This is a genomic window from Aristophania vespae, from assembly GCF_009906835.1.
In the GTDB taxonomy this organism is placed as follows: Bacteria; Pseudomonadota; Alphaproteobacteria; order Acetobacterales; family Acetobacteraceae; genus Aristophania; species Aristophania vespae.
Map to the genome: position 1 here is coordinate 890,670 of NZ_CP047652.1, position 15,234 is coordinate 905,903.

14 protein-coding genes and 1 pseudogene are annotated in these 15,234 nt (G+C 41.4%); 10 read left to right on the top strand and 5 right to left on the bottom strand.

Translation table 11 applies throughout. The annotated features are described in order from the left end of the window. Positions 1-108 precede the first annotated feature (108 nt). Positions 109-336, bottom strand: coding sequence for a 50S ribosomal protein L31 (gene rpmE / locus GT348_RS03975; RefSeq protein WP_160618612.1), 228 nt, complete (start codon positions 334-336; stop codon positions 109-111). Between the two features lie 234 nt (positions 337-570). Between rpmE and mscL the strand changes: the two genes are divergently transcribed. Together mscL and GT348_RS03985 are read left to right on the top strand one after the other, a co-directional pair. After that, positions 571-1,041 (top strand): large-conductance mechanosensitive channel protein MscL, encoded by a 471-nt coding sequence (gene mscL, locus GT348_RS03980; RefSeq protein WP_160618613.1) that lies wholly within the window; start codon positions 571-573, stop codon positions 1,039-1,041. Next, positions 1,041-1,385, top strand: coding sequence for a hypothetical protein (locus GT348_RS03985; protein ID WP_160618614.1), 345 nt, complete (start codon positions 1,041-1,043; stop codon positions 1,383-1,385). The genes mscL and GT348_RS03985 overlap by 1 nt, the downstream gene beginning before the upstream one ends. A gap of 7 nt (positions 1,386-1,392) precedes the next feature. Here the strand turns inward: GT348_RS03985 and secF are convergent. Beyond that, positions 1,393-2,321 (bottom strand): annotated as a pseudogene (gene secF, locus GT348_RS03990) (protein translocase subunit SecF). Positions 2,322-2,326: 5 nt separating this feature from the next. Next, entirely contained in the window at positions 2,327-3,862 is a 1,536-nt protein-coding gene (gene secD / locus GT348_RS03995; RefSeq protein ID WP_160619436.1) for a protein translocase subunit SecD, read from the bottom strand. A gap of 149 nt (positions 3,863-4,011) precedes the next feature. Here secD and GT348_RS04000 point away from each other — a divergent pair, with 149 nt between their 5' ends. Beyond that, positions 4,012-4,998: a Gfo/Idh/MocA family protein gene (locus GT348_RS04000; RefSeq protein WP_160618615.1), complete on the top strand. Its 987-nt coding sequence runs from the start codon at positions 4,012-4,014 to the stop codon at positions 4,996-4,998. Here the strand turns inward: GT348_RS04000 and GT348_RS04005 are convergent. Continuing rightward, positions 4,984-6,798 carry an ABC-F family ATP-binding cassette domain-containing protein gene (locus GT348_RS04005; protein ID WP_160618616.1) on the bottom strand — a complete coding sequence of 605 codons (1,815 nt, stop codon included), beginning with the start codon at positions 6,796-6,798 and terminating at the stop codon, positions 4,984-4,986. The two genes, GT348_RS04000 and GT348_RS04005, sit on opposite strands and share 15 nt — an antisense overlap. Positions 6,799-6,957: 159 nt before the next feature. Between GT348_RS04005 and cydD the strand changes: the two genes are divergently transcribed. From cydD to recQ, 4 genes are all read left to right on the top strand, one after another. Beyond that, complete coding sequence (cydD, locus tag GT348_RS04010) at positions 6,958-8,643, top strand: thiol reductant ABC exporter subunit CydD (protein WP_160618617.1); 1,686 nt, start codon at positions 6,958-6,960, stop codon at positions 8,641-8,643. Next, the gene (gene cydC, locus GT348_RS04015; RefSeq protein ID WP_160618618.1) at positions 8,640-10,277 is read left to right on the top strand and encodes a thiol reductant ABC exporter subunit CydC; all 1,638 of its coding nucleotides are present in this window, start codon (positions 8,640-8,642) and stop codon (positions 10,275-10,277) included. Before cydD ends, cydC begins: the two co-directional genes overlap by 4 nt. 84 nt (positions 10,278-10,361) lie before the next feature. Further along, entirely contained in the window at positions 10,362-10,775 is a 414-nt protein-coding gene (locus GT348_RS04020) for an OmpA family protein (protein WP_160618619.1), read from the top strand. A gap of 20 nt (positions 10,776-10,795) precedes the next feature. Continuing rightward, a complete protein-coding gene (gene recQ / locus GT348_RS04025) occupies positions 10,796-12,646 on the top strand; it encodes a DNA helicase RecQ (protein ID WP_160618620.1) in 1,851 nt (616 codons plus the stop codon). Here recQ and GT348_RS04030 read toward each other — a convergent pair. Next, positions 12,637-13,134, bottom strand: coding sequence for a copper chaperone PCu(A)C (locus tag GT348_RS04030; RefSeq protein ID WP_160618621.1), 498 nt, complete (start codon positions 13,132-13,134; stop codon positions 12,637-12,639). The two genes, recQ and GT348_RS04030, sit on opposite strands and share 10 nt — an antisense overlap. A gap of 180 nt (positions 13,135-13,314) precedes the next feature. On the opposite strand from GT348_RS04030, the gene nrdR reads away from it, so the two are divergent. From nrdR to thiL, 3 genes are read left to right on the top strand one after another with little or no spacing between them, the layout of a single operon-like run. Then, positions 13,315-13,797 (top strand): transcriptional regulator NrdR, encoded by a 483-nt coding sequence (gene nrdR / locus GT348_RS04035; protein WP_160618622.1) that lies wholly within the window; start codon positions 13,315-13,317, stop codon positions 13,795-13,797. 2 nt (positions 13,798-13,799) lie between these two features. Then, entirely contained in the window at positions 13,800-14,282 is a 483-nt protein-coding gene (nusB, locus tag GT348_RS04040) for a transcription antitermination factor NusB (protein ID WP_160618623.1), read from the top strand. A gap of 4 nt (positions 14,283-14,286) precedes the next feature. Next, a complete protein-coding gene (gene thiL, locus GT348_RS04045) occupies positions 14,287-15,231 on the top strand; it encodes a thiamine-phosphate kinase (RefSeq protein ID WP_160618624.1) in 945 nt (314 codons plus the stop codon). Positions 15,232-15,234: the final 3 nt, after the last annotated feature.

The following is a 15,234-nucleotide window of genomic DNA, read 5'->3' on the forward strand; positions in this document are numbered from 1 at the left end:
TCCCTAGAGGCTATACAGGTCTTAAAAAGGAGATAAGATGGATTAAAATTTTTTCAAGAGGTCAGAAAAAAAGGTAATTTGCTTAAGCAAATTACCTTTAAAAACGTCTTATTTCTTAATGGCACCAATGCCGGCAAAACGCTTATTAAATTTAGCGACCTGGCCCCCTGTATCTAGCATACGCTGTACGCCTGTCCATGCAGGATGAGTTTTAGGGTCAACATCCAAGCGGAGAGAAGCGCCTGCTTCACCATAGCATGAACGTGTTTTAAATTCTGTTCCGTCAGCCATAATGACGGTGATTTCGTGATAATCGGGGTGAATGCCGGATTTCATAGTTTTTTACCTCGTTAAGAGCTCCGATGCCGACCGGAGCGGAATAAGCAGCTCTCATAACGGATTTTGTATAAAATTAAAAGGAAACAAAAGCATAAAAATGACATAAATAATGCTCTTATTATCTTTTAATTGGGGAAATTATCTTAAAAATATCCCTTCGTTTAAGCTTCGAGGTCAATAAGATTAAAATAGCATATTTGCTTTAAAACCTAGAGAAGGATACCGTTAGTTATGGATATTAAGAAAGATTTAAAGTCAATTAGAACACCCGGATGGATTGGTGATTTTCGTAAATTCATCATGCGCGGCAACGTTTTAGATCTAGCCGTTGGTGTGGTTATTGGTTCTGCCTTTACAGCTATTGTAAATAGTGCAGTCAAAGATCTATTAACCCCAGCATTAGGTGCAGTGACAGGGGGAGTGGATTTTTCTAATATCTTTGTCACCCTCAAAGGCCCAGTTAAGGCAACTTTGGCCGAAGCACAAAAAGCAGGGGCCGTTACTATTAATGTTGGTGTTTTCTTAAATGCTGTTATACAATTTTTAATTGTTGCTTTTTGTATTTTCTGGCTCACACGTATTGTAGCTAAAATTGTGCGCAATGAAAAAGAAACAGCTAAAACAACTGAGCCACCAGCACCAAGTCGCGAGGAAGTTCTTTTGTCAGAAATAAGAGATATTTTAGCATCACGGTCGTCTTAATGGGTGTAACTAACCGTCTGTTAAAAAATATCATTGTCACTGCGGCTCTTTCATTAACCGCAGTGACAATGAGTTGCAGTTTTACGCCTAAAACAGCCCAACAATTTCAATATACCACTTCACCAAATGCTAGGTTTTATGCCTATTTGATGATTAACGGGATTGCCCAAGGTGCTTTCTTGACAGGAGAGCTCGATAAAAACATCCTGCCCGTTATAGATGCTCAAGACAAAAAAGCACGTTTAGCTGTTTTAAATTATATGAAACATAAAAGGGGACAAAACGCATTTCAGACAGACATCGCTTTAACACGCTATCTGTCCGAAATACGAAACCCATATTAAAACGGCTTTATTTACGCCCTCTCATTCTTTCCATAAAGAGAAGAAGAGGAGCGGCGATAAAGATCGAAGATGATGTTCCAACAACAATGCCAAAAAGCATGACTGTTGCGAACCCCATCAATGTACTTCCGCCAAATAACGCAAGTGGCAGAGCAGCCAAAAAGACTGTCATTGACGTGCCCAATGTGCGATTCAGCGTTTCGTTAATGGAAAGATTCAGCAAATCCTTAAAGGGCATTTTACGATATTTACGCATATTTTCACGAATACGGTCATAAACAACAACTTTATCGTTTGTTGAATAACCCAAAATCGTAAGCAGAGCGGCAACCATAACAAGATCAAACTCAATTCTTGTTATAGCTAAAAATCCTATCGTTTTTGTCAGGTCAAGGATAAGCGTGATGACAGCACTTAAAGCGAACTCGCGTTCAAATCGGAACCAGATATAAATGAGAATCATGCCCAGGCTGAAGAGAAGGGCTAACATTCCATTGCGAAATAATTCAGAAGAAACAGAGGCACCTACAGCATCAGCACGCTGAATTTGTATATCCGGTATAGCCTGGACTAATGTCTTTTTAACATTATCGACCAAATTTTGTGTCTTTTTTTCTTCTCCACTGCCTTTGCCACGAGGAAGATTGATCGCAATACGAACATCATTAGGAGACCCAAAGGTCTGAACAGCAGCAGTGTCGATTTTTGCTTTATCAAGCAATTGTCTGACATGCTCAGGCTCCTGAGGGGTAGGGGCATGTGTTTCAACCACAATCCCCCCCTAAAATCTAACCCGAGATTCAGGCCAGGCGTAAAGAAGAGAACTACAGAAGCGATAGACAAAATTGCCGACACAATGAGGCCAGCATGCCGGCCCCGCATGAAGTCAATCTTCCGATTATCGCGAACAAATCGAAGGAGAGGACGAGAAAGCATAGCGTTTATACCGGCAATTCTTTAGGACGGGTATGCGCATACCATCTGATGATGAGCAAGCGCGAGAGGACAAGAGTTGTGAATAACGTTGTGACAATACCTATCGTAATCGTCAAAGCAAAGTTTCTAACAGCCCCTGTGCCAAACACAAAGAGCATTACGTGGGCTAAAAAGGCTGTAGCATTACTATCAATAATAGTGCTTGTAGCCCGCTCAAAACCAACCTGTAATGCCTGAAGTGGAGCACGTCCACGAGCAACTTCTTCTCTGATGCGCTCATTAATCAAAATATTCGCATCGACAGCCATACCTAAAGTGAGAAGAATACCAGCCATACCTGGTAATGTCAGCGTTGCTTCAAATAAAGATAATATGGCAAGCATGAGAACAAGGTTTGCAAGCAAAGCCCAATCTGCATATAGGCCAAAACGTCCATAAAAGAGCAGCATAAAAATTACGACCAGAACAAAACCAGCCGCTAAACTGATCATGCCAGCATGAATTGAAGCTTCTCCCAGGCTTGGACCTATGGTTCGTTGCTCAATGACACTTAAAGGAGCGGGAAGAGCTCCAGCCCTGAGTAATAAGGCAAGGTCAGAAGCTGTGCGTGCTGTGAAATTACCTGTAATTTCACCTGTACCACCAGTGATTGGGCTATTAATGACTGGATCGGTAATAATCTTACCATCCAGGACGATGGCAAAAGGTTTTCCAACATTGGCTGTTGTAATACGAGCAAAGTCGTCAGCACCCTTATTGTCAAACTTAATATGCACGGCCCATTTGCCATCGCTCATAGTTGCAGCCGCATCAGATAAGTTTGCGCCATCAACCTCAATCTGATCCATGACAGCTAATTTACCACGTCCATCAGGGGTTGGGAGCATGGTGGACCCTGGCACCTGTATTGTAGGATTAGGGGCCATAAGGTGAAAGGTCATGCGTGCTGTAGTGCCAAGAAGCTCTTTAATACGCTCAGGGTCACTAATGCCCGGTAGCTCGAGAACGATGCGATCATCCCCTTCACGTGCAATACCTGGGTCAATAGCACCTGTGCTGTCGATACGACGGCGCACAATCTCGATTGAACGGGTAACAGCTTCACGAGCTCTCTGTTTAACTGCCTCAGCTTTTAAACTGAGCGTTAAACGTTTATCTTCTTCACCTACTGTAAATTCGTCGGGTACAGCCTGGGGAATAGAAGCCAAAACTTTTTTGGCTGCGTCTCTTTCGCTTTCACCTCTTGGCAAAAAGCTGACTGTGCCTTCTGCGTCATTGCGCTTAATCCCAATAAAGCCTAGCTGCTTGGCAATAAGGCTTTGACGAATCTGCCCTTCAAGTGACTGAAGACGATCATGCTTAAGCGTATCAGTATCAAGCTGAAGAAGTAGATAAGACCCCCCTTTAAGGTCCAAACCGAGATGAACTTGATGCCAGGGGAGAGCAGATGTTGGGTTTTTAAAAAAATTGGGGACGCAAAGCACAAGGCCAATTAAGCAAACACCCAAAACACCCAGCATTTTTAGACGACTATAGTACATCATATATGGATGAATAACCTTAAGGGGTTTTAGAAAATATAAATTTACGCTGCGAAAATGCCTCTTCCTCGCACGAGATGCAACCTTTAAGCATGAAATAGCTTTGAGTTCTTGTTTATTCTTTTTAGGAACGTAGTAAATAAGGCTGTATGAAAACTGCACATTCTCTCAAAATTGGCATTATAGGCTCAGGACATTTTGGTCGTTTCCACGCCCTGAAATCTCAAGAAAATAAAAAAGAAACGCTTATTGGCCTTTATGATATTGAACAAAAATCCAGCCAAAAACTGGCCAAAGATGTTTGCTCAAAATCTTTTTTGACATATGAAGCTTTATTATCAGAAGTTGAAGCTGTCATTATTGCGACCCCCGCCGAAAGCCATTTTAAGCTAGCTTGCGAGGCGCTTGAAGCTGGCAAGCATGTTCTTATAGAAAAACCTATTGCCTCAACTCTTGAGCAGGCACGTGTCTTAATTTCTCTTGCTGAACAAAAAAGGCTTGTGCTTCAGGTTGGGCATTTACTGCGTTATTCTGCTGAGCATAATGCTATTAAACAACGTATCAAAAAACCTCTTTACATAGAGGCCACACGTATTGCTCCCTATAAAATGCGCGGCACAGATGTATCAGTTGTTTTAGATCTGATGATCCATGATCTTGATTTTATTTTGTCACTTATTGATAGCGAAATTTTAACAATAGATGCTTTAGGGGCGGCCGTATCAAGCACATCTGAAGATATAGCAAATGCCAGAGTTAGATTTAAAAATGGTTGTGTTGCAACAATTACAGCAAGCCGAATTTCTTTTAAAACAGAAAGAAAAATGCGTATTTTTTCGCAAGAAGGATATTTATCTGCTGATTTTATGACGCGTCAGCTCACCTACATTAATCGTGAGCGTGGGTTAATGTTACCTGGGACAAATGGCTATAAGCGCGAATCAGTCACGTGGCGTGACCATGACAATCTTTTAGCCGAACATGAAGCTTTTATAGCGTCTTGCCTGGAAGGTAAGCCTGTAATTGTCGATGGTTATGCTGGCCTGCGCGCTTTAGAAGCGGCTTTAAAAGTGTCGGAAAATATTGCTCATTCTTATCAATTAATGAAAGAATCGCAGCTTTTAAGCCAGCCTTAACTCTTCTTGTTTGGCTTCAAGCTCCAGCCATCTTTCTTCGGCGTGAGTTAGTTCTGCTTCTTTTTGTTCGAGCAAAAGGGTAATTTTCTCAAATTTATGAGGATCACGCGTATAAAGATCTGCGTCACTTAAGGCCCGGCGACATAATTTTATATCAGCCTCAAGTGAGGCTATTTTATCAGGTAAGCCATTGAGCTCACGCTGCTCTTTATAGCTTAATTTGGTAATTGCCTTGTTCGATGAAGTCGCAGCATTTTTAGCTTCAGTCTCTGAACGAGCTTCACGCAAAACTTTCCTTTCATTTAGCTCGGTGCCCCTTCTTTGAGCTAACATGTCTGAATAACCACCAGCGTAATTGACCCAAACTCCGTCTTCTTCTGGGGTTATGACCGAAGTTGCTAAACGATCAAGAAAGTCACGATCGTGACTTACAAGCAGAATTGTGCCGTTATAGTCACTCAACATTTCTTGCAATAAATCGAGCGTTTCCAAATCAAGGTCATTTGTGGGTTCGTCTAAGACAAGAAGGTTCGAGGGTTTTGCTAAGGCACATGCCAAAGCCAGCCGGCCTCGTTCTCCTCCGGAAAGGTGACTCACTGGGGTCCTGGCCTGTTCAGGGCGAAAGAGAAAATCTTTCATATAGCCGATCACATGCCGCTTTTCTTGACCTATTTGGATTATGTCACCATGTCCGCCAGTTAGCACGTCAGCTACGGAACGATCACCTTCTAATATTGATCGTTGTTGATCTAGCGAAATAAGTTTTAAGGAAGGACTTAATGTTACTTCGCCAGTTTGTGGTGTGAGCAAACCAGTCAAAAGTTTTAAGAGAGTCGTTTTACCAGCTCCATTAGCGCCACAAAGCCCAATAGCTTCGCCTTTAAGCACTTTAAGAGAAAAATCTTTTACGAGGGTTTTTGTCCCGTATGACCAGGAAATATTCTGTGCAGAAATGACAATTTTGCTTGTATTATCAGCCTCCTGGGCCTCAATTTTTAAACTGCCCTGCTTTTGTGCATTAATTTCACGCCGTGCCTCTCTTAGCTGCGCTAATTCAGCAACACGACGCACGTTTCTTTTGCGACGAGCCGTGACGCCATAGCGCATCCAATCTTCTTCCCGGGCAATTTGCCGAGATAATTTATGAGCTTCACGCTCAGCTAACTCTAATTGTTCATCACGCCATTGTTCGAAATGAGAAAAATTTGCCTCTAAAGTCCTGGTCTCTCCTTGATGGAGCCAGAGAACTGACTGACATATGGTTTCAAGAAAACGACGATCATGGCTAATGACCACAATCGCAGCTCCTAAAGATAAGAGTTCTCGCTCAAGCCACATGATGCAAGGTAAATCAAGATGGTTGGTTGGCTCATCGAGCAAAAGAAGATCTGGTTTTTTAGCTAAAGCCTGAGCCAGGGCGCAACGACGTGATTCGCCTCCTGATAAAGCCCGACAATCTTCATCACCTGTAAGACCTAATTCTGTTAATAGGCTACGTGCCTTATAATGCTCTTCTTCGGGCAGGCCATCACAAACGGCGTCGTAAGTCGTTTTCCAAACCGTGAAATCTGGCTCCTGAGGAAGATAATGAATTTTAATACCAGGTTGAATAAAACGCTCGCCATCATCACAGTGGATTTCGCCCGCAGCTATACGCAATAACGTTGATTTGCCGCTTCCATTGCGTCCTACCAGGCACAGGCGATGTCCTGGCTCTATCGCAAGATTAGCGCCCTCAAGAAGGGGGCGACCACCCAAGGTATAAGAAATATTTTGTAGATTAAGGATCGGAGCTGACATGATAGAAGTGTGAACGATAAAAAGGCACAAAATTCAAGCGCAAAATTTAATTAATTATTTTATGTCTTGCAAAGTCGCTTGCCTTATTTCGCTAATTTTTTTTAACAGGTTATAAAATACCCCTATTTATCCTGTAAAAGAGCTTTTATATGGAAGGCTATGGTTGCTGATAAAAAAGAAGCTAAGCTTTGGGTCCGCCAACAAAATGCGCTGTATAAGAAGGCCGTTTGGGGCGTCGTTTTTTTGGGTTTCCTCAATGTCATATTAGGCTGCATACAGGCCTGGTTTTTGGCAAGTGCGCTTGCGCATATTCTTGATTCGTCAATGGACGGATTTGTGCAGGCAGTTTTGTGGTTTTTTGTTACCTGCCTTTTACGCATCCTTCTCAATTTTACACAGCAACTTATTGCCAATTCCCTGGGACAAAAGGCAAGGAGCCAGCTTAGAAAAAAACTTTTGTCACAAATTTTTGCAGCCGGACCAGCTTTATTAAGGTCTCACCATAGCTCTAAAGTAGCAGGTCTTTTGGTAGATAATGTAGAAATGCTGGAAGGCTATTTTTCGCGCTGGCTTCCTTCATCATATTTATGGGCTTTAGCGCAATGGTTTGTAGTAGCCGTTGTTTTTTGGCAAAATCGCAGTGCAGGCATAATCCTAGCTACTGCCAGCCTTTTTTTACCTATATTTCAGGCCATTTTTGGTATTGCGACAGCACGTACATCGCGTAAACAATTTCTTGCTTTAAGCCGCTTGCAAGGAAGGTTTTTGGATAGATTAAGAGGCCTGGCCACTATTGTAATGGCAGGACGATCAGAGCAAGAAGCTGAGGCTTTGCAAAAATCAGCAGATGAGCTTCGTCAGCGTACTATGAAAGTCCTTCGTGTGGCTTTTTTGACATCAGCCACAACGGATCTTGTCATGATTGCTGCACTGGTTGGTATTGTCATTACAGAAAGCCATTTTTTGCTTCATACAGGTAATATATCTCAGGCAACAAATGCCTTATTTGCTGTTTTTATGGTGCCCGAAGCATTTGCCCCTTTTAGAAGCTTTTCCGCAGCCTATCAGGATCGGGCTCGAGCTACAGAAACAGCTGAGGTAGCGTTATCTCTACCAAAGCCACAATATGATAACGAACAGCACGAATTTAATTTAGGTGACTCCGAGGCTGTGGAGCTTAAATTTGATGATGTGAGCTTTCACTGGTCCGATGATAGAGAATGGGTGTTAAATCATATTAGTTTTACGCTTCGACCCAATGAAATTTTGCTGCTTAATGGTCCATCTGGAGCTGGTAAATCTACTCTTTTGGAGCTGGTTTTAGGTTTTATAAAACCAACGAATGGCACTATATTTTTTAATAATGAAGATATTACAAAAATTAAGCCAAAAGAGCTTGCTCACCATATAAGTTACTTAGGTCAAAAACCTCTATTATTTTTTGGAACGCTGAAAGAAAATATTCTTTTTGCTCGTCCAGATGCATCAGAAAAAGAGCTTCAATCTGCCATTAAAGCGGCTGCGATAGATAAATTCCTGCCACAACTTCCTCATAATATTGATACAATGATAGGTGAGGGCGGGTTTGGACTTTCGGGGGGACAGGCTCAACGTGTTGCCATAGCAAGAGCCTACCTTAAAAATGCTCCTCTTATTTTAATGGATGAACCAACAGCCCATTTAGATAAAGAAACGGAAGCAGAAATACTTTCCTCTTTAACGAATTTAGCTAAAAATCGTACAGTTATTATTGCAACACACTCTGCCCAATTTACAGCTCTTAAAGACGTGAAAACTTTAAATCTTCCATTACATCAATATGTGACAGAAAAGGGAAAATCATGAAATCTCTTTTCACAATAATCAGCCTGTGGCGCCCTCATTTAGGTCGTCTTTTGCTTGGTGTTTTAGTGTCTTCTTTTTCACTTTGGGCTTCGCTACTGCTGATGGGACAATCTGGATCAAGATTAACGGGCGCTATTTTAGGTTTTGGTGCAAGTTTTTATTTGCTTCGTCTGGCTGGTCTTTCTAGAATCATCTTGCGCTATGGTGAAAGATATATAACTCACGATGCCTTATTTAGGGCTTTGGCTGACTTGAGAGTATGGTTTTTCCGCAGGTTAGCGCGCACTTCGGCAATGGGAATCGGACAAAAACGTTCAGGAGATCTTTTATCAAAGTTAGTGGCTGATATTCAAAGTCTTGATAATTTATATATTCGCGTATTTGTGCCGCTTATAGTTGCATTTTTTTCGGTGCCTTTGCTTTTTATATTATGTGCCAAGGGAAGCATCCAACTGGCATTCATAATTACGGCTTTATTCTGCCTTTTGGTGTTTGTTGTGCCATTCATCACAGGGATATTATCTTACAAAATGGGGCCACTACTGCTTGAGGCTCGTTCATTGCTTTATTCGCAAATTTTGGATTTAGCTTCAGGTTTACGCGAAGTACACTTATTTGGAGCAGAAGAACGCCTGAAGAGCGCGATAGAAAAAAAAGAACATAAATTATATCAGCTACAAAAACGTGAAAATATGCATATGGCTCTCTGTAACGGTTTAGCCAGTCTTATTTCACGCTTAGGGGTTTTAGTTGTTCTCGGTTATGCAGGGGGGCTTTATTTTCACCACCCTGACATGCTGCATAATTTCATGCTCTTTTTTGTCGTTATTACATTATTTGACCAATTTGTAGATCTGCCACGAGCAGGATTTTTAGCCGGGCAAATTTTTCACGCTGCTCATAGGGTAACAGAACCTGCTATGAGTAAAAACCTCATTGAAGATCATGATGGGCAGACAGCCCCGTCATCTTATGAGCTTGTTGCACGTGATCTAAGTTTTGGTTGGGATGATCTTCATATTTTATATGAAAATGTTCATTTTTCTTTAAAAGAGGGTGAACGTGTCGCCCTTATGGGGCCCTCTGGAAGCGGGAAGTCTAGCCTGGTCGCTCTTATTATGGGGATTGTAAAACCCAAAAAAGGCGAAATTTTATTTGGGGGTGTTTCGCTTTCCAGCATTAAAACTGAATCACTTCGTCACAAGATTGGGTGGTTATCTCAAGCCAGTCATCTTTTTAGCGATACAATTCGCAATAATCTTCTTTTAGGGCAAAAAAACGTACCCGATAAAGCTTTGTGGGATGCCCTTGAAAAAGCTCAGATAGCTGATTTTGTCCGCTCTTTACCAGAGGGGCTTGATAGTTGGATTGGTGAAAATGGCTCTACTCTTTCTGGCGGACAGGGTCGTCGAATTGCTTTGGCGAGAGTGCTTTTAAAGCAAACACCCATTATTATATTAGACGAACCCACCGAAGGGCTTGATAGGGACACTCAAAAAGAATTTATCAAAACTCTTAATCATCTTGATCCCAAAATTTCTGTTTTACTCATTACGCATAGCTTAACAGGGGCAGAGAAATTAGACCGAGTCATTATGTTGGAAAATAAAAAACTGACCAATCGCCTGGTTTAATCGTTTATATGCATGATTAAAGATTGACCAATGAGGCAAGGAGGGGCACTTAGTAAAGAAGATTTCTAATCAGGAAGACGCAATATGTCTCGTCGTTTCGATATTTTTCGTGCCTCTTATCTTAAAGCGGCTATTCCTCTTATGGCAATTGGCCTGCTGGCTGGGTGTGTGTCATCTACTCCCAGAGATAGCTATGTCGTGTTTTTTGAACGCGATTCTGTGACTTTAAGTGATGCTGGACAGGAAGTTGTTCGTCAGGCAGCAAAAGCCGCACACAACATGCATGCCCGGCATATTTATGTACTTGGTTCAGCCGGCAAAATGGGCGACCCCGATGTGCTTCATGAGCTAGCCACGACGCGTGCATTAGCTGTTGTGGAAGTGCTTGAAATTGATGGCGTAGACCCGAAAATTATTTCCAAAGATAAATTTCCTTTAAAAGATATTGATGATTCCCGTTTAGCTCTGCGACGCGTTTCAATTAAAATTGCCAAGTAAGTTTTATAAGAGGTCTCTTTTTGTCATTTGATCATTTATGCGAAAATCCTTCTCCTAGAGAAATTTTAAAACAAGTTTTCGGATTTGATGACTTTAGAGGCCTTCAGGAAGAGGCTATTTCCACCTTAATGCAGGGCGAGGATGTACTCGTTCTCATGCCCACAGGAGGTGGTAAAAGTCTTTGCTACCAGGTTGCTGCTTTATGCAGAGACGGAATGGGACTGGTTATCTCCCCACTTATAGCCCTTATGGAAGACCAGGTTACAGGGCTTAAACAGGCAGGAGTGAGAGCGGCTGCTCTCCATTCAGAGCTAGATTATAATGAGCGTATTGACCTCTGGAATCAGCTAAAAAGAAATGAAATTGATCTTTTATATCTTTCTCCAGAAGGGCTTTTGACACCTTCTACGCTTGAATTTCTTAAGCACAGATCAATTTCTCTTATTGCTATAGATGAAGCCCATTGTGTTTCAGCCTGGGGGCATGATTTCAGGCCGGAATATAGGGAGTTATCTTTATTAAAAGATCAATTTCCTTCTACTCCCAGAATTGCCTTAACAGCTACTGCTGACGAACGCACCCGAAATGATATTTTAAGTGTGTTAAAAATGGAGCGGGCTCGTATTTTAACAGCTAGTTTCCATCGAAAAAATTTATTTATTCAGGCTCAACCTAAATATTCCGAAACACGTCAATTATTAGCAACGCTAGAGACAAAATTTAAAGAAGGATCGGCTATAATTTATTGCGGTAGCCGAAGAAGAACAGAGCGTATTGCTACTTATTTAACTGATCGGGGTTATACAGCCTTACCATTTCATGCTGGTTTGTCGCCCCTTGAAAAAAAAGCGCTTTTATTACGCTTTCGCTCAGGTGAATCAATGATCGTTGTGGCGACCATTGCTTTTGGCATGGGAATTGACCGCCCCGATGTGAGGGTCGTTATTCACCTCGATATGCCACATTCACCTGAATCATATTACCAACAAATTGGCAGGGCAGGGCGCGATGGCGATCCTGCCTATACTTTGCTGCTTTATGGGGGAGAAGATATAGCTAGGGCACGTTATTGGCTTGATCAATCTGCCGCGCCTGAAAGTGAGCGCCACTCAATGCGTTCACGCTTGGAAACTATGATTGCTCTGACAGAAACTGTGAATTGTCGAACACAAACTCTCTTAGCCTGTTTTGGTGAAGAACTTACTCACAAATGTAATCATTGTGATAATTGTGTTAACCCCATTGCTACATTTAACGGTGTTGAAGCCGCTCAAAAAGTTCTTTCAGCCATTTATCGCACCGGAGAGCGTTTTGGGGCTGTAATGATAGCCAATGTTTTACGAGGGCGAAAAACAGAACTTGTGGAGCGCCATAATTTAGAAGCTCTTTCTGTATTTGGAATTGGTAAGGATAAAAGTGAGCAATGGTGGCGAATGGTTATTCGCCAGCTTATCGCCAAAGGAGCTGTAAAATTAGGCAATGATCATGGAGGCTTGGCACTTAACAGAGACATTGCTCGTCCTCTTCTGAGAGGAGAAGAAGAACTTGCCTTAAAAGAAGATGAAGGTTTGTCTAAAACACTTGGACAAGCCAAGAAACAGGCTTTTCAGGAAGATGATCTTTCAGATTACGAAACTGAACTTTTTCAGGCTTTAAAATCATGGAGACGAGGAGAAGCTTTTGAACAAGAAATCCCGCCTTACATAATTTTTCATGATACAACCCTGCGTGAAATTGCCCGACATAAGCCCCAAAAACTTGATGACCTTGAAGGTATAAAAGGTGTAGGCAAAAGTAAGTTGGAGCGCTATGGGCGAGCAGTTATTGACGTGATTAAAAATCCTTCAATTGTTAATCAGCTTCATTCATGATTTTGATATGAAAAATCTGCTGTTACATTTAACCCGCCCAGAAAATGGAATGTAAAAGGTGCTGTGTCCTTAACCGGCTCTTGTTGTTTTAATTTATAACATACAAGATGGTAGCCTTCTTTAGGAAAAACCATGACAGAGGCATGTGGGACGGCCAAATGTTTAAAAATATCAAAATTGGCTGATTCGTTAGATGTTTTTACTTGATCACTATGGTTGGCTGAAATGCGATCGCATATTGGGGACGTGATATTTTGCAATAACATATCATTCGGACTTTTATTTTCGATAATAAAAAAACCTTGCAAAATTTCAGGACTATTGCTTGAGGGCATAATAACCCCATCTCTGACCACGAGATGTTTATCTATATTTGATTTTTCCTGAGTAGATGAAGTTTTAACAGGAAAACTGGCACTTTTGGCCATAGACGGAAAAATTAACATCGATATCGCAACAAAAATATAAAGCCGGGGTGTCATTTTCATAAATACTCCTTCATAAGCTATATAATGTTTAAGTCATCAAACGATAGTAACATTTTCTGAGATTAAAATAGTAAAATTCAAAATGTAAGTTCAAAATTTATAATGGTCTTAACGCAAAGCTAAGATTAATTTTTTATAAACGTTAGTAAAGCGTATAAATAGGGAACTGTGAATTAAGTTATGCATTGTCCATTCTGTGGAAATCAAGAAACTTTGGTTAAGGATAGCCGCCAAAGTGAGGACGGCGCCGCAATTAGGCGCAGACGCTATTGCCCAGAATGTTCACAACGTTTTACAACTGTTGAACGCGTTCAGCTTAGAGAAATAACAGTTATAAAAACGGATGGAAGGCGTATTCCTTTTGACAGGGACAAATTAGCACGTTCTATAAAAATAGCTTTGCGTAAAAGGCCAATTGATGAGGTCAAGCAGGAGCGTCTTGTCAATGAGCTGGTCAGAAAATTAGAATCTTCTGGAGCTCAGGAAATTTCTTCACAATTTATTGGTAAAATAGCCATGAATGCATTGCGTAAAGTGGATAGTGTGGCTTATGTCCGTTTTGCAAGTGTCTATCAAGATTTTCGTGAAATTGAAGCATTCTCAAAAATTCTTGCTGACATGACACCCAATTCTGTATCCATTAAGGAAACATCTCAGGAGTAAGCATGAAATCTTCCCCTCAGGAACATTCTGTTACAGATCGTAAAAGAAGCCGTACAATCGCGCGCGTCGCAGCCGTTCAGGCACTTTATCAGTGTGAACATAATAAAACTGGTGCCGAACCTGTTTTAAAAGAATTTGCTTCTTTTCGTCACGTTGTTCCCAATGCTGACTTTGCTGATGGTCATATACCAAATGCTGATCTGTCACTTTTAAATAAGATAGTGCGCCAGGTATTAGCTGAACAAAGTTTAATTGACGATGCCATCAAGGCTTTATTGCCAACTAATTGGCCTTTAGAACGCCTTGACCCAGTATTACGCTCGCTCCTGCGTGCGGCAATATATGAGTTACAGGCAGGAACTCCCAAAGAAATTATAATTAATGAATATTTAGATGTAGCCCATGGCTTTTTTAGTGGTGATGAGCCTAAAATGGTTAATGGAATTTTAGATAGCTATAAACGGCAAGATGGTAATATAAGCTAAGCTTATGGGTGAGTTCGATTTTATTGGCCGTCATTTTAAGTCATTAGCTGGTGAGGGGGCTTTTGATTTGAGAAATGATGGCGCTGTCATCTCTCTCACGCCTAACCATGAGCTTGTAGTTTCAACTGATACAATGGTTGAAAACCGGCATTTTTTGCCTTTTGACCCACCAAAAACAATTGGTCAAAAATTATTGCGGTGTAATCTTTCTGATCTCGCCGCAATGGGAGCTGAACCTCTCAGCTATACTCTAAATGTGACAGTACCCTTAAGCCACAAATATAGTGACGAATGGTTTAAAGCTTTTGCTGAAGGACTGGCCGAAGATCAAAAGCGTTTTAAACTCTTTTTGCTAGGGGGAGATACCACAGCTAGTGACGGCCCTATGGTCTTTACCCTAACTATTTTTGGGCGGGTTTCAAGCGGTAAGGCCTTAAGGCGTGATATGGCAAAAGAAGATGATAGCGTTTGGGTAACAGGAACATTAGGCGCTGCCGCCTTAGGGTTACATGCCCGTCTTAAAGAGTTGGACGATCCCTCACATTTACTTACAAAAGCCTATTTATTGCCAGAACCCCGTCTTGGTTTGTCTCTGCATGGAATAGTTAGTGCTTGCATGGATATTTCAGATGGTGTCTTGCAAGATGCAAATCATATTGCCGAAGAATCAGGGGTACATATAGACTTATATGAATCCGAGCTTCCCATGATAGAAGCCACACGTAACGCTCCCTCTCAGTGGGAAAAAACACGTTTATTGGGAGGAGATGATTATGAACTTCTTCTTACATGTCCTAAAGACAAGGAAGATGATTTAGTTAAGGAATGTCTTAAACATCAGGTTAAAATAACCCGTATTGGACGTGTATCAAAGGGGCATGGGGTGCAGATGCTGGCTAAAAATGGTCAGCCTATAAAATTTGATAAACTAGGCTGGCAGCATTTTTAACAA

Excerpts from the sequence above, each read along its gene's own strand:
- rpmE (WP_160618612.1), bottom strand. The coding sequence starts at position 336 with ATGAAATCCGGCATTCACCCCGATTATCACGAAATCACCGTCATTATG.
- mscL (WP_160618613.1), top strand. The coding sequence starts at position 571 with ATGGATATTAAGAAAGATTTAAAGTCAATTAGAACACCCGGATGGATT.
- GT348_RS03985 (WP_160618614.1), top strand. The coding sequence starts at position 1,041 with ATGGGTGTAACTAACCGTCTGTTAAAAAATATCATTGTCACTGCGGCT.
- secD (WP_160619436.1), bottom strand. The coding sequence starts at position 3,862 with ATGTACTATAGTCGTCTAAAAATGCTGGGTGTTTTGGGTGTTTGCTTA.
- GT348_RS04000 (WP_160618615.1), top strand. The coding sequence starts at position 4,012 with ATGAAAACTGCACATTCTCTCAAAATTGGCATTATAGGCTCAGGACAT.
- GT348_RS04005 (WP_160618616.1), bottom strand. The coding sequence starts at position 6,798 with ATGTCAGCTCCGATCCTTAATCTACAAAATATTTCTTATACCTTGGGT.
- cydD (WP_160618617.1), top strand. The coding sequence starts at position 6,958 with ATGGTTGCTGATAAAAAAGAAGCTAAGCTTTGGGTCCGCCAACAAAAT.
- cydC (WP_160618618.1), top strand. The coding sequence starts at position 8,640 with ATGAAATCTCTTTTCACAATAATCAGCCTGTGGCGCCCTCATTTAGGT.
- GT348_RS04020 (WP_160618619.1), top strand. The coding sequence starts at position 10,362 with ATGTCTCGTCGTTTCGATATTTTTCGTGCCTCTTATCTTAAAGCGGCT.
- GT348_RS04030 (WP_160618621.1), bottom strand. The coding sequence starts at position 13,134 with ATGAAAATGACACCCCGGCTTTATATTTTTGTTGCGATATCGATGTTA.
- nrdR (WP_160618622.1), top strand. The coding sequence starts at position 13,315 with ATGCATTGTCCATTCTGTGGAAATCAAGAAACTTTGGTTAAGGATAGC.
- nusB (WP_160618623.1), top strand. The coding sequence starts at position 13,800 with ATGAAATCTTCCCCTCAGGAACATTCTGTTACAGATCGTAAAAGAAGC.
- thiL (WP_160618624.1), top strand. The coding sequence starts at position 14,287 with ATGGGTGAGTTCGATTTTATTGGCCGTCATTTTAAGTCATTAGCTGGT.